Source organism: Paenibacillus thailandensis (assembly GCF_042685365.1).
Lineage (GTDB): Bacteria > Bacillota > Bacilli > Paenibacillales > Paenibacillaceae > Paenibacillus_AP > Paenibacillus_AP thailandensis.
In genome coordinates this window covers 149,933-163,915 of sequence record NZ_JBHUMY010000032.1, presented here as the reverse complement: position 1 = coordinate 163,915, position 13,983 = coordinate 149,933, and the positions used below count along the sequence as shown (strand labels likewise).

The 13,983-nt window shown below is 52.8% G+C and carries 9 protein-coding genes; 5 read left to right on the top strand and 4 right to left on the bottom strand.

Annotated features, from left to right (window positions below; translation table 11 throughout):
- Positions 1–44: 44 nt before the first annotated feature.
- The 3 genes from ACFSW5_RS21410 (at position 45) to ACFSW5_RS21400 (ending at position 5,215) form a co-directional block, all read left to right on the top strand.
- Complete coding sequence (locus ACFSW5_RS21410) at positions 45–1,880, top strand: cache domain-containing sensor histidine kinase (protein WP_379277689.1); 1,836 nt, start codon at positions 45–47, stop codon at positions 1,878–1,880.
- Positions 1,877–3,499 (top strand): response regulator transcription factor, encoded by a 1,623-nt coding sequence (locus tag ACFSW5_RS21405; protein WP_379277687.1) that lies wholly within the window; start codon positions 1,877–1,879, stop codon positions 3,497–3,499. The genes ACFSW5_RS21410 and ACFSW5_RS21405 overlap by 4 nt, the downstream gene beginning before the upstream one ends.
- 102 nt (positions 3,500–3,601) lie before the next feature.
- On the top strand, positions 3,602–5,215 hold the full coding sequence (locus ACFSW5_RS21400; RefSeq protein WP_379277685.1) for a glycoside hydrolase family 3 protein: 1,614 nt from the start codon (positions 3,602–3,604) through the stop codon (positions 5,213–5,215).
- Between the two features lie 1,105 nt (positions 5,216–6,320).
- Here the strand turns inward: ACFSW5_RS21400 and ACFSW5_RS21395 are convergent.
- A complete protein-coding gene (locus ACFSW5_RS21395; protein ID WP_379277682.1) occupies positions 6,321–7,193 on the bottom strand; it encodes a transposase in 873 nt (290 codons plus the stop codon).
- 442 nt (positions 7,194–7,635) lie between these two features.
- Positions 7,636–8,775, bottom strand: a complete 1,140-nt coding sequence (locus ACFSW5_RS21390; RefSeq protein WP_379277679.1) for a YfbR-like 5'-deoxynucleotidase — start codon at positions 8,773–8,775, stop codon at positions 7,636–7,638.
- Positions 8,776–9,188: 413 nt separating this feature from the next.
- On the opposite strand from ACFSW5_RS21390, the gene pnpS reads away from it, so the two are divergent.
- The gene (pnpS, locus tag ACFSW5_RS21385; RefSeq protein WP_379277834.1) at positions 9,189–10,982 is read left to right on the top strand and encodes a two-component system histidine kinase PnpS; all 1,794 of its coding nucleotides are present in this window, start codon (positions 9,189–9,191) and stop codon (positions 10,980–10,982) included.
- A gap of 59 nt (positions 10,983–11,041) precedes the next feature.
- Positions 11,042–11,743 carry a response regulator transcription factor gene (locus ACFSW5_RS21380; protein WP_379277675.1) on the top strand — a complete coding sequence of 234 codons (702 nt, stop codon included), beginning with the start codon at positions 11,042–11,044 and terminating at the stop codon, positions 11,741–11,743.
- Positions 11,744–11,872: 129 nt separating this feature from the next.
- On the opposite strand, the gene ACFSW5_RS21375 is transcribed toward ACFSW5_RS21380, so the two are convergent.
- Together ACFSW5_RS21375 and ACFSW5_RS21370 are read right to left on the bottom strand one after the other, a co-directional pair.
- Positions 11,873–12,739: a helix-turn-helix domain-containing protein gene (locus ACFSW5_RS21375; protein ID WP_379277673.1), complete on the bottom strand. Its 867-nt coding sequence runs from the start codon at positions 12,737–12,739 to the stop codon at positions 11,873–11,875.
- Between the two features lie 45 nt (positions 12,740–12,784).
- Positions 12,785–13,969 (bottom strand): M20 family metallopeptidase, encoded by a 1,185-nt coding sequence (locus ACFSW5_RS21370; protein ID WP_379277671.1) that lies wholly within the window; start codon positions 13,967–13,969, stop codon positions 12,785–12,787.
- Positions 13,970–13,983 lie beyond the last annotated feature (14 nt).

Here is a 13,983-nt window from a genome sequence, read left to right as displayed (position 1 = left end):
ACGGAAGCAATAGCGGGCTGTTATTCGGGAGGGGACCGATCGAAATGAACTTGAGACCGAAGCTGATGCTCGCCTTTATCGTTCTGGTCGTCATTCCGATGATCGGACTTGGCATCGTCTCTTTTTTGCATTCGGAAACGCTGCTGGAGAAAAAGTACAGCGAACAAACGGAGATTTCGTTAAAAGCTGTCGGGGGTAACATCGGTTATTTCTTTAAAGAGCTGGACCAGCTGTCGGACGGCAACCTGACAAGCTCGGAAGTGCAGGATACGCTCAAATACAGCTCGCGGGTGAACAAGGACGATGCGGGCGCAATCATTGCCATCAATCAAGCGGAAAAAGAGATGAAGCGCATCTTGTTCCAGCATCCGGCCGTCAGCTACGTCGTCCTCTACGCGATGGACGGCACGATGTTTCAGGCGTTTCGGAACGATCCGAAGACGTTTCGTCCGATCGATTTCGATACTTTGAAGGAGCATCCGCTTTATGCGGAAGCGCTGAAGCTTGGGGGCCGGCCGTTATGGATCGGTCCGTACGAGCAGCAAGGGCTGACAGGGGTGGAGCCTCCGCTGTTTACGCAAATGAGGCTGGTCAAAGATATGGCGACGTTTAACGATCTTGGCGTCATGGTGACGCAATACAAGACGGAAGAAGTGTATGCCATGCTGAAGACGTTTTTGAATCCGTCACCCGGGGGACCGACGGACCGATATGTCATTTTGAACCGTCAAGGCGTTATTTTGCTGGACAGCGGCAAGGAGTTGGAGGGCCGCAATATCGGCAGCTATACGTCCGTCAATCTGGAGCAGACCGGACATTATTCAAGCGCCCGCACGAATTTCAAGGGCGAAGACAGCCTCGTTTCGGCATACAGCTTGAATATGAACGACTGGGTGCTTGTGTCGATCAAACCGTGGAACTCGCTGACGAACGAAAACGAGCGGTTCGTCCAATGGATAGGCATGATCACGCTGCTATGCGTGCTGTCGGCCATATTATTCAACGTATTTTTTGTAAGCCGCGTAGCGAAATCGATCATTCGCGTCGTTCGCAAAATGCGGCTCGTCGAGCAGGGCATGCTGGATATCCGCGTACCCGCCCAAGGCAAGGACGAGACGGTGCTGCTCGCCAGCAGCTTCAACAGCATGATCGAAAGAATCGGCTCTTTGCTTACGGAAGTCCGAAGCGAGCAGGAGCGCAAGCAGCATGCCGAAATGATGCTGATGCAGGCCCAGATCAAGCCGCATTTTTTGTTTAACACGTTGGAATCGATCAATGCTCTTGCAGCGCAAAACGACGGACAAAAAATTATGCTCATGGTCCGCCGGCTCAGCAATTTGCTTCGCACAAGCCTGCATCAATCGGAGGAGCTGTCCGTCATGCAGGAAATCGAGCACGTCCGAAGCTACTTGGAAATCCAGAAATACAGATTTGAAGATCTTTTTGTTTACGAGCTGGACGTGCCGGAGGAAGCTTTGGAGTATACGGTATTGAAGCTGACGCTGCAGCCGCTTGTCGAGAACAGCATTCAACACGGCTTTGAAGGAATCGAATACGGTACGGGCGTAATTCAGATTAAGGTGGAGGTAGAAGCCAATCAGCTCGTTTTTACGGTTAAGGACAACGGTGTAGGGATGAGCGAAGACGCGCTTTTGAAATTTAACGGCAGCGCTGGCAGCACGGCAATAACCCGTTCGAACGGCCACGGAGGCGGCCAGGCAGCCGAGCTTGGCGAGAGGAGAGGGCTTGGACTCGGCAATGTAGCCGACCGGCTGCGCATCCATTACGGTTCGGGTTATGGGATGACGATTTGCAGCCAGAAGGGCTGGGGCACGCTGATCCGATGCGTAATCCCGAAGAACAGAGGTGGGCAAACATGAACGGCAAAGTTCTGCTTGTAGACGACGAGCCGCATATTACGCGCAATTTGGAGAAGGTCATTCCTTGGGAAATGCTGGGGCTGACGGTTGCCGGCGTTGCCCGAAACGGCCTTGAAGCTTTGGAGCGGCTGGAATCCGAACCGATCGACCTCGTCTTATGCGACATTCGGATGCCGCTGATGGACGGCTTGGAGCTGGTCCGCATCATAAGGGAAAAAGATCTGGGCTGCGACATCATTATGCTGTCCGGCTATCAAGACTTTAGTTATACGCGAAGCGCCATTCAATACGGCGTTAAAGATTATATGCTGAAGCCGATTCCGTACGACGAGCTGACGGGCGTCATCGCCCGGATTATGTCCGCACGTCGGAGCAGGATCAAGCAGGAGAACGAAGAGAAGCAGAAGCTGGGCAAAATATTTGATCTTGTGAGCGAAAAGCTGCTTTACGATATTCTCATGGATTACGCGGATCCCGGCGCGGGCGGTTGGCTTTACGAAGGCGATGAGCGCCGGCTGCTTGAGCGGCGCTATGTTTTGATCGTGCTCGACATGGATATCGGCTCGGAGAAAGCGAAGGATTGGCGCGGCTGGGAGGACAAGGAGCGCAAGCTTTGGAATTTCGCCGTTTGCAACGTTCTTCGCGACCAATTGAGAGAAACCGGGCTAAGACATGCCGTAATCCAAATGAGGGACGGCGAATGGTGCGTGCTGATCGCATGCGAAGAAACGGACAACTGCTCGTTGGATCAAACGCAGCAATGGGCGATCGCCCTTCTTTCCGCGTTAAGGACTCATGTCAAGCTCGCGTTTTACGCCGCCGTTTACCGCGATGTCTTGTCCGTTGAAAAGCTTTCTTCCGCATACAAGCAAATTCAGCTATGCATGATGCTGTCTCCGAATACGCAGGAGGTCATGATCGTCTCCTCGGACCGTACCGGGCTTTCGCAGGCGAATCAGGCGATATTTGATATTTCCGGGCAAATGGCGGCCGCGATTAAGCGCGGAGACGCGCCGGGCATCGAACGCGAGCTCGGGAGCCTGTCTACTCAGCTTCAGAACATGAGCGAACAGTCGCGCGGCAGAATTATGCCTATGCTCCATTACTTCATGCTGAATATGGTTCGGGAATTAAAGGAGATGGGGGCGCTCAGCAAAGAAAATGAGGATCGCCTCTGGCATAAGCTTGATCATCGGTTCGCCGTCAAAGATTTATTGGCCGTAATCCGGCAGGTCACCGCCGCGCTTGGGGAACGGTCGCTGGATAAGAAGAAGCAGTCGGAGCGGCTCATGAGAGAGGTGCGCTTGTTTCTGGAGCGCAACCTGTACCGCGACCTTAGCGTGGAAGAAGCGGCGACCCATGTAGGACTGAGCCCTTCTTACTTTAGCTTGTTGTTCAAACAAACGTTTGGCGTCACGTTTATCGAATACGTTACGAGACAACGGATGGAAAAAGCGAAACAGCTTCTTTCGGAAACGCAAACAAGCATTACGCAAATCGCGAAGGAAGTGGGCTACGCCGAACGGCGTTACTTTACGAAGGTATTCATCAAATACACCGGCGACAACCCAAGCGATTTCCGGAGCAAATTCGGCATAGCGGGTAGGCAACACGAATAGAAGAAGCAAGCCGATATATCAACCCGGGTCCGGCATAACACGATGCAACCGAAGAGGAAACCAATCAGATTTCCAGGCTTAATACGGGAGGAGAAAAGCGGAATGATGGGGCATAAGTGGAACACGGAAAAATGGACGATCAAAGAAAAGGCGGGGCAGCTGTTTGTGTTTGGGTTTCATGGGTTTGAGCCAAGCGAACAGATACGCCGGCTTATTGAGGAATACGGCATAGGAGGCACCATTTATTTCTCACGCAACATTAAAGACGCGAAACAGGTTCATGAATTATCGGGCCAATTGAAACAAATCGCCGAGGCCGCGGGCAGGCCGCCGCTTTTGACGGCGATAGATCAAGAAGGCGGGATGGTGGCAAGGTTGACGGATGGCGTAACGCTTATGCCGGGCAATATGGCGATCGGCGCAACCGGCTCTTCGGAAGGGGCCTATGAGACAGCCCGCGTTTGCGGAGAAGAGCTTCGATTGCTGGGCATTACGATGAATTATGCGCCATGTCTTGATGTCAACAATAACCCGGCCAATCCGGTTATTAACGTTCGATCGTACAGCGACAGCGCCTCGGTAGTCGCCAGGCTTGGCACGGCAGCGGTCAGAGGGTATCAAGCCTCCGGGATTGCCGCGACCGTGAAGCATTTTCCGGGGCACGGGGATACCGATATCGACTCTCATCATTCCTTGCCGACCTTGCCGCATGGGCGCGAACGGCTGGAGGCGATCGAATTGCCGCCGTTCCGCGCCGCGATTGCCGCGGGAACGGATGCTATTATGACGGCTCACGTAAGCTTGCCAAAGCTTGATCCCTCAGGCCTCCCTTCCACGTTATCTGCCCCGGTTCTAACGGGGCTGTTGCGCGAAGAGCTTGGTTATGACGGGGTAGTTGTCACCGATTGTCTGGAGATGGACGCGATCAACAAGCTGTTCGGCCCGGGCCAAGGAGCCGTTATGGCGTTGAAAGCCGGTGCCGACATGGTGTTGGTCAGCCATACGTACGAGAAGCAAGTTGCCGCACTGGAAGCGGTGGTAGCGGCGGTCGAAAGCGGAGAACTGGAACTATCCCGTATCGATGAAGCGTTAAGCCGGGTTTTGCGCTTAAAGGAAAAGCTTGAATTGTCTCGCCCGCTGCGCCCTTGGAAGGAAGTTTCACAACTGATCGGCAGTTCCGACAACAAATCGGTTGCCCGTAAATGGAGCGAAGCTTCCGTTACGCTCGTTAAAAACGAAGGCGGCTTGCTTCCGCTAAGACGTTCCGCTCGAACGCTCGTATTATGGCCGGATATCGTTCCCGTTTCCGTTGCGGACGAGATGCTTTCCGGAGACGGAACGTTATCCGGATATTTGTCGGAGCGTCTTTCGGACGTAACGGAGCGTTCGATGTCCGGCGAAGATCCGCTTGAAGGACTGGAGCGATTCGAACAGATCGTTGTCGTCACTTACGATGCGGCCAAACACGAAACCGAACGCCGAGTCGCTCAGCAGGCCATTAAACTGGCCGGAGACCGTACGGTAGCCGTATCCGTAAGAAATCCGCACGATTTGAATCATTACCCGAGTGTAAAAGTATACTTGGCCACCTATGAATGTCGCCCGCTCGCATTGGAATCGGCAGCCAAAGTACTTACCGGCAAACTGGTTCCGACCGGCAAGCTTCCGCTTGAGCTCTCGCCGGCCTACCCTATCGGCTGGAGCGCCATTTCATGACCTAACTTTAACTATTCGTGTCCTTAAATAGTGGCGGACGTTGATGCGTCTGCCTCTTTAGGCTGTCATTCTAGGACGAACTAAAGAAGGCTCAAGGCGAACTGCGGCAGCAAATTTTTATCTATGTTTACGTTTTACTTTCTTTGCGCCGCTATCCCTTTAACTCAGGATAATCGCAGCATCGAAGCAATTGCGTCAACGAACAATGCTTTTTAATGCTTTTCATCATTTTGCTTCCTTTACGCCGCTATCCCGTTAGCTCAGGAGATGAAAATAAAACTACAACTAGAACTGTTTGTGACTCAGAGTTTCAAGAAGTTTTCATTAAAGCAGTAGCAAGTCCAAAAAACCGGTTCAAAGCAAGACGTTAAGTTACGGCGACTAAAGGCCAAAGTATAAAGCCAAAGTATAATGCCGAAGTATAAAGTTAAAGTATAAAGCCGATTGATAAAGCCGATTGATAAAGCCCATGGATAAAGCCGATGGATAAAGCCCAAGCACACAAAGCACAAGTTCAATCTATGTCCAGAGCCCAAACTCAGGGCAACAACCCAAAACTCAGATTCAAGACAAAAGGCTGGCGTCACAAGTTCAAAGGCTAACCACGGAGCACGAGCTCTCATAGCAGAATCCAGAGCAACAGCTGAAATCAAAGTCGGAAGGCACAAGTTCAGAAGCCAGCTCTCAATACGGATCCAAGGTAGAACCCAGAGCATAAATCAAAGGCTGGAGGCACAAGACAAAAGCAAGCTCTCAGCACGAGTCCAAGGTAGAACCCAGAGCACAAAGCAAATGCTCGATACTAATCCAATAGCAGCCTCCAACAAGAGCCGAAGGTACAACCCGGATTAAAAGTCCAAGGCAAAGCCATGGCACTATCCCCAAAAGCGCAACCCCGAAAAGCGCAACGCCGAGAAGCGCAACCCCGAAAAGCGCAACGCCGAGAAGCGCAACCCCGAAAAAGCGCAACGCCGAGAAGCGCAACCCCGAAAAGCGCAACGCCGAGAAGCGCAACCCCGAAAAGCACACCTCCAAAAGCGCATCCCTAAGAGAGCATCCCTAAAAGAGTAAGCTCCAAACGCAGGTCCATCATAGCAATCTTTATCTATGAGATCTTTCTAGAATGCAACAACGAAGCTGCACAAAGATGATGAAAGCTGGACTCGTTTTGATTATGTTTAGGGGATCGGCTGTTATAACGGAAACAAAACTCGTCTAAATAAGACTGCAAATGAGGGCCGCTGATCCCGCGATAAAGTCGGGCCATCCATTTTTGTGCTTGTTTGGCAAGTTGACGCAGAACAATGGTTTGCGGACGGTAATCGATGGGTTTCCGAATATAGGTTACGGAGGCCGTTTCCGAAGAGTGGCACGATGTAAACCATTGCTCTCCTTGAGGAAATAGAAAGCAAGCATTCGTTGCGCGGAGCATCGAACGTTCTGCAATCTTCATTTTTATTACGGATGCTTCGTTCGAAGCTTCATTCAGATTGGCCCCGACAATAACCGGACTTTCCTTTGGATGAGGTTCGAGAGACCCGAGAAGCGGCCTGCAGTAGGGAGTAACGATAACATCAACTTTGCCGTCCAAAGGCTTGGCATCATCGAACTGAGACACGGCTTGACGGATTTTGTGAAGCATCGACCAGGCCGTTTTATAAGTAACTTTCAAGCATTCGGCAAGCCGGACAGCATTAAGGCCATCAATTGAAGGGTGTGTAAAAAGATACAAGGCAAGCAACCATTTACGCAGCGAGGTTCGGGACTTTTCCATGACGGTGCCTGAAATTAACGAGGCTTGATACCGGCAGTCCCGACATTCGTAAAGGGGCAGCTTGCGGGTTGCGATAACGTAGCATTGTCTATGCGAACAACGCGGACACTCGAATCCGCCCGGCCATTTGATTTGGAGCAGAAACGAATAACAATCCTCGGGCGTTTCAAACTGCTCTTCGAATTGATGTAGAAGCTCCTGCATCTCCGGGTCCTCCTTTGATGAAATTCGAACATATGTTCTCATTAATTATACCAAACATATGTTCCTGTTTCAAGTGAAACTGACGACTATCTATGGTCTGGATGAACATAGGCTGAGTAAAGGGGATAGCGGGTAAAAGGACAACCCAATAGCAGTTTGCCGCTTGCGTGAGCGATAAGACCGATACGAAAGAGAGTGAAGAATGGTTAAACTGAGCAAAGGGGATAGCGACTAAAAGGACAGCAAATAGCAGCTTAAAGCTTGCGTGAGCGATAGGACCGATACGAAAAGAGAGTGAAGAATGGTTGAACTGAGCAAAGGGGATAGCGGCTAAAAGGACTGCGATAAGCAAGTCGTTGGCGGAGAGGAGTCTTATGGAAGTCGGCATGAAAAAAGACGGCAGCAATCCAAAAGGGATCAAGCCATCTTTTTTCATGACTCTTTAATTGGCGAAGTTGGAATAGGTCAGATCATGCAAAATGTAGGCCAAGAAAAAAATAACGGATGGATTCTCGAATCGGTGTTGGATGCTTACCAATTGATCGTAATAGGTTTCGGCATAACGGGGGTTATTCCGCATTTCGAGCCCGGCTTTTATTAAAGCGTCCAGCTTGTCGGCGATATCGACCATGACCCCTTCGTAATCGGACGATTTGGGATCGGCCATCAGGTCGAGCATTGTTTCGTGGAACGGAGCGGGCAGACGGGCGATCATGTTTTCGGCCGTTTGCCTCTCGTACTGTTCGAACGCGAGTTTTAGCTCGGGACTGCGATGCTTAATGTTCGAAACGACGTCGCCGGAGACGATCTCGGGCAGATCGTGCAGAACAGACTTGCCTACAAGGCGGTAAAGGTTAATATGCTTCAAGCCGAACCGCTCCCGCTCCAGCAGCCCGTTAAACAATGCGAGCGATGCGACCCGGAAGGAATGCGTCGCGTCATTGTCCGGCACCAGATTGTAGCTGCCGTTCCAGCGTTGAACGGTATCGAGGTTCATAATATTGTCGAGAAACTCGCGGACGCCATCTTGCTTATCGAATTCGGCAATCAACCATTTGATGGACGGTATGTCGTAGGTGTCGATTTTGCTTCGAAGCTCCTGAACTTTGCTGCGGAAAAAAGGGTTGGAGCCGTAGGCAGCTTCCCGGTGGCAAAATAAAAAAGCGTCGAAGGTGTCGATCGCTTCAACAAGCCTGCCGACACGGGTATCGTCCTGCGCGTTGACAATGGCGTCGTAAGCGGCCTGCTGCAGCGAACGCGACAGATAGGAAACGATTTCTTTGCTTAACTCCTGCTCCATCGCGCGAATATGGCCGGCGACATGCATTTCTTTTTTGGTCGCATGCTTGATCGATCCGGTTAACGTGTTGCTCAAATCCGCCCAGAGCGCACGGGATACAAGCTTCAGCTTGTCGATGGGCCGTTCGAACAGCATCTCCTCGGCAAGCCCGGCCAAAATCGCAACGGCCGCACAGCGAAAGCTGTGGCTCGCCGCATTGTCTTCGAATCTGGGGGCATACTCGCTCCATCGGGGTACGAATTGCATTTGAATAATGGTATTCGTAAATTTACCGTTTTTCATAATGATCGGCTGCTTCCTTTCCGCGGGCAACGCCCTACAGGCCCATTATAATGCGATTTGTTCAGCCCTGCCAGCAGGGGGACCTGGCAATTGACGGGAAGGAGGGGCAAGGAAAGAAAAGGCAAGGAAAAACGAGGAGAAGATAGGTAAGCGTTAGCTTTTCAAGGACAACGAAGATAAACAGGACAAAAAAATGAAAGAGGATAGGACTTAGAAAGGGGAGGCAGGACAACAAAATGGGGAAAGGAAGGCAGCAATCGATTAGGGGGAGAATAAGTTTTGACGGTGTAGGCGTTATAGAAAACGTCAAGAAATTTACAATAAATTAATAAAGCTTCTATTGGCTTATAACCGCCGGGCATGTACGATAAGGAAGGCATGGACGGAACATGGGCAAGGAGTGATTGGCAGTGATGAACAGTTTCCGCAATCGTTTGACGTTAATTATGATTGTATTGGTCGCTTTATCCGTCAGCGCGGCGGGTCTCATTATGGCAAAAACCTTCAAGGACAGCCATATTCACGCGTTGGAGGAAAGCATGATTCGGGAGATGCGGATTATCGTCTCGAAGATGGATTGGCCCGAGAGCGGCTCGAAGGAGGAGCTGCTCGATTATTATACGAAGGAAGCCTTGGCGCTGAAACAAAACGCCGATGCCCGCGTCACCTTTATAGCCGGAGACGGCACCGTGCTTGGCGATTCCGATCACGATCCGGCGACCATGGAAAATCACGCCACCCGCGCGGAAATTGTCGAGGCACATAAGGACGGCGTAGGGCTGGCCATTCGCAAAAGCGAAACGCTGACGCAAAATTTGCTGTATGTCGCCATTCCGGTCGATGCCTCGAATCCGGCATCGCCGGTTATCCGTCTATCCATGAGCCTGAAAGACGTCGAACAGAGCATTACCCAGCTATGGGCCGCGCTAATCGGATGGCTGCTGCTGCTTTTTGCGGCCGCCGGGTTAATCAGCTATAAAATCGCGCAAAGCTTGACGCTCCCGCTCGAGCAAATTACGAACGTAGCCAAACGGATTACGAAGATGGATTATAAAGCGAGGGTTAAGGTACGGAAGCGGGACGAGATCGGAGAGCTGGGCCATGCCATAAATGCGATGGCCGAAAGCCTTCAAATCCAGATGAACCGGATTCAGCGGAACGAATCGCAGCTGGAGACGGTTCTGGACAATATGATCAACGGCATCGTCATGATCGACCGGTCCGGTCGGTTTCTGCTGATGAACCGGCGGGCGGAAGAAGTGTTGGGCTTCTCGGCGCGCGAGCTGGTCGGGCGGCACTATACGGAAGCCAAGCAGCAATACGAGCTTTCCCAGATGATTCAAGAAGGATTGACGAACGGCAAGCTGATTCGGGACGAGATTACGTTTTATTTTCCGGAGGAGAGGCTGCTGGAGCTGAATCTTGTGCCGGTACATTCGGAAAACGGCGAATTCGCCGGCGTGCTGCTCGTGCTGCAGGACGTGACCGCCGTCCGCAGGCTGGAACGCGTCAGAAGCGAGTTTGTGGCGAACGTTTCCCATGAGCTGAAGACGCCGATCGCCGCGGTCAAAGGCTTTGCGGAGACGCTGCTTAGCGGCGGCGTGAAAGATGAAGAAACGGCGCGGTCGTTTCTGCAAATTATTTTTGACGAAAGCGACCGTCTGAACCGGCTTATCGGCGATATTCTGGAGCTGTCGAAGGTGGAGTCCCGCAGGGTTCCGCTTGTGTTTTCGCCTATTGAGATAGACGCCTTTATCGATAAAACGGTGCAAGTCATCGCCGCGCAAGCGGAAAAAAAGGCGATTTCCGTCGAGACCGATCTGGAGGAAGGACTTTACGTCGAAGCGGACGAGGACCGGCTTCGCCAAATTATGATGAATTTGCTTGCGAACGGCATCAGCTATACGCCGGAAGGCGGCAAAGTTCTCGTTCGGGCCCGGAGCCTGGACGAGGACCACATCGCCATTTCGATCAGCGATACCGGCATCGGCATTCCGAAAAAGGATTTGCCGCGTATTTTCGAACGGTTCTACCGGGTGGACAAAGCGCGTTCGCGCAGCTCCGGCGGTACGGGACTCGGCTTATCCATCGTAAAGCATTTGGTTGAACTTCATAAAGGGACAATAACGGTCACGAGCGAGGTAGGCGAGGGTTCGACATTTACAATTGTTTTACCTGTATTGCAGGAGTCGGCCATTACGGGATAAAATAAACGTATCAGAAAAATAGAGTAGCGAACATTCGCGAAGCTGGGAGTTGTCTGAATATGCCGCATAAGGTGCTCGTCATTGAGGACGAGCCGACACTGGCTCGGCTATTGTCTTATAATTTGTCGCAAGAAGGCTACGAAACGACGGTTATCGACCATGGAGGGGAAGGACTTCAAACTGCGCTGCAGCAAAGCTTCGACCTCATTATTCTCGATATAATGCTCCCCGGGCTTAACGGCTTTGAGGTGCTGAACCGGCTTCGCCAGAGCGGTACGAAGACGCCGGTGATCATACTGACCGCGCGCAACGCGGAAGAAGAAGTGGTGCAAGGTCTTAAGCATGGGGCGGACGACTATATTACGAAGCCGTTTGGCGTCGCCGAGCTGCTGGCGCGGGTGTCCGCCGTGCTCCGCCGAACCCAGCAGGACGATCTGAAGCCTTCGGAGTCGAACGAAAAGGTCATTACGGTCGGGGATCTATCGATTTATCCGGAGAAATACGAAGTGGTGCTGGGGGGCGAGCTCGTTCCGCTTCGTCCGAAAGAGTTCGAGGTATTGCTTTATTTGGTGCAGCGCCCGGGCATGGTCATTACGCGGGACGATCTGATGAACGTCGTCTGGGGCTTCGATTACATCGGCGGACAGCGGACCGTCGACGTGCATGTCAGCTCGCTACGCAAGAAGCTCGAGCTCGGACAGGAGTCGGTTCAGATCGAATCGATCCGCGGCGTCGGCTATAAGCTGGTGATGCCCAAATAATCGACCGTCGGCCACTGAATTGCGGCTTGACGCGGCCGAGTTGAAAAAAGGAATGAACGGGACCGAAATCGGTTGCCGTCCATTCCTTTTTTTTGCGCTTATCTCGTATTGACCTCGATAAAGGTTTTGTTATTGCCGGTTCCAATCGAGCATTTTCCGCTGGAACTGCTTGGGGGAGCAATCGTTGTATTTTTTAAACATCTTGTAAAAATGCGCCATGTTCGGCATTCCGATCCGTTCGCCAACCTCGGAAATGCTTAAATCTTTGGTCAATAAAATGCGCTCGGCCCATTTGATTTTGCGGTAATTGACATATTCCGTAAAGGACATGCCGATCGCCTTCTTAAAAAACTTCACGAAATAAAAATAACTCATATTCGCGATCCGGCATACCTCGTCGACTTGAATCCGTCCGGTCAGATGGCCTTCGACATAGTCGAGCACGGGGCCAAGCCGAATCCGGTCGAATTCGTCCTGCTCGACAAGCGCTTTGCGGCTGTCGTTGCGGAGCAGCAGCAGCAGGATTTGCTTGATCAGCATGCTGACGGCAAGCTCGTAGCCGGTGTCCTTGCGCGTCGCCTCGTCGAGAATGGCGTTGATGCACCGGCCTACCGCGGCGTTGACTTCCGGATTTTCGCGGAAAATATAATTGGCTTTGCTCAGCGGATTTTTCGTTTCGGAAAAATACCGCATGTACGGAATCGTGCTGTGGTCAAAAAATTGCTCCAGGTCAAACTGCAGCACGATATAATTGAGGGCTCCGACGCTTCGGTCGCGATGCAGTTGGGAAGCGCCTACAATAATGACGTCGCCGGGGCCGATGAGGTGGCTTTCGTCCTCGATGTCGACGTGCAGCTCTCCATCAATGATGTATAAAAGCTCCAATTGGCGATGGTAATGCCAGTTCGTCAAACCGGCGCTGTCCCGATTGGGGCTGAAAATGCGCAGCGATAGAAGAGGGTTCTCGTAGGCGACTTTTTCGTTTACGGCTTCCATGGCTTATCCTCCCTCCAAAAATGGCCGCCCCGGCGGGGGCGATCGTTACGACAGCCGGCGCCGGACGCTCGCCTCGAACTCGGCGCGTATGGCGGCCAGCAGCTTCGGGTCCGCGAATACGTCGTAGGCGGTGGCCGCCAGCATCCGGGCCGCGAAAATCATGCGGTCGAGCGCTTGCTCAGTCATTGCGGCGTCGCGAAATTCCGGCGTATGCAGCGAATAGCGCTGTTCGACGATTTTGACGTACGGATGAATGGCCGGGCAGCGCAGCGAGACGTTGCCCAAATCAAGCGAGCCGTGATCCTTGCCGGTCTCGATCTCCTCCGGCCGCACCCCGCCTTCGAGCAGGTTGGCCGTAAACCGTTCGGACAGCGTCTCGTTCGTCAGCAGCTCGTCGTAGGACAACTCGTAGTTGGTCACCGTTAACGCGGCTCCCGTCTGCAGAGCCGCTCCTTCGGCGCAGCGGCGCACCTTCGCCGCAAGTTCGTTCGTATAGGAGCGGCTGGCGGAACGGATATAAAATTTGGCCGACGCATAGTCCGGAATAATGTTGGGCGCTTTGCCGCCGTTGTCGATAATGCCGTGGATGCGAGCGTCGCTCCGCACTTGCTGGCGCAGCGCGTTCACCGCATTAAACAGCTGGATCACCGCGTCAAGCGCGTTGACGCCTTCGTGAGGGCTGGCCGCGGCATGGGCCGCTTTCCCGGCAAATTCGTAACGGACGGCGTCCATCGCCAACGATTCGCCGGATTTCTCGAACGAATAATAAGGATGGGCCATCAGGGCGAAGTCGCAGTCGTCGAACAACCCTGCCGCCGCCATCGTCACCTTGGCGCCCGCCGTTTCTTCCGCCGGCGTGCCGTATACGCGGATCGTACCGCCAAGCTCGTCAACGGCGGCTTTCAAGCCGACGGCGGCCGCCAGGCTCATCGAGCAGATGAGGTGATGGCCGCAGGCGTGTCCCAGCTCCGGCAGCGCATCGTATTCGCACAGAAACGCGGCGGTCGGACCGGGCTTGACGGCGGAATAGCTGCCGATAAAAGCGGTCTCAAGTCCAAGCGTGCCGCGCTCGACGGAGAAGCCTTGCTTTTCCAGCTCCGCGGTAAGCAGCCGGGCGGCCTCGTATTCCCGGTGTCCCAGCTCGGGATTGCGCCCGATGGAACGGGATATCGCTTTGAACGTTTCGGCTTGCTTTTCAATCGTATCCGATACAAGACGTTTTAAGGACATTATCGTATACCTCC

Coding starts and splice junctions, on each gene's coding strand:
- ACFSW5_RS21410 (WP_379277689.1), top strand. CDS start 45: ATGAACTTGAGACCGAAGCTGATGCTCGCCTTTATCGTTCTGGTCGTC.
- ACFSW5_RS21405 (WP_379277687.1), top strand. CDS start 1,877: ATGAACGGCAAAGTTCTGCTTGTAGACGACGAGCCGCATATTACGCGC.
- ACFSW5_RS21400 (WP_379277685.1), top strand. CDS start 3,602: ATGATGGGGCATAAGTGGAACACGGAAAAATGGACGATCAAAGAAAAG.
- ACFSW5_RS21395 (WP_379277682.1), bottom strand. CDS start 7,193: ATGCAGGAGCTTCTACATCAATTCGAAGAGCAGTTTGAAACGCCCGAG.
- ACFSW5_RS21390 (WP_379277679.1), bottom strand. CDS start 8,775: ATGAAAAACGGTAAATTTACGAATACCATTATTCAAATGCAATTCGTA.
- pnpS (WP_379277834.1), top strand. CDS start 9,189: ATGAACAGTTTCCGCAATCGTTTGACGTTAATTATGATTGTATTGGTC.
- ACFSW5_RS21380 (WP_379277675.1), top strand. CDS start 11,042: ATGCCGCATAAGGTGCTCGTCATTGAGGACGAGCCGACACTGGCTCGG.
- ACFSW5_RS21375 (WP_379277673.1), bottom strand. CDS start 12,739: ATGGAAGCCGTAAACGAAAAAGTCGCCTACGAGAACCCTCTTCTATCG.
- ACFSW5_RS21370 (WP_379277671.1), bottom strand. CDS start 13,969: ATGTCCTTAAAACGTCTTGTATCGGATACGATTGAAAAGCAAGCCGAA.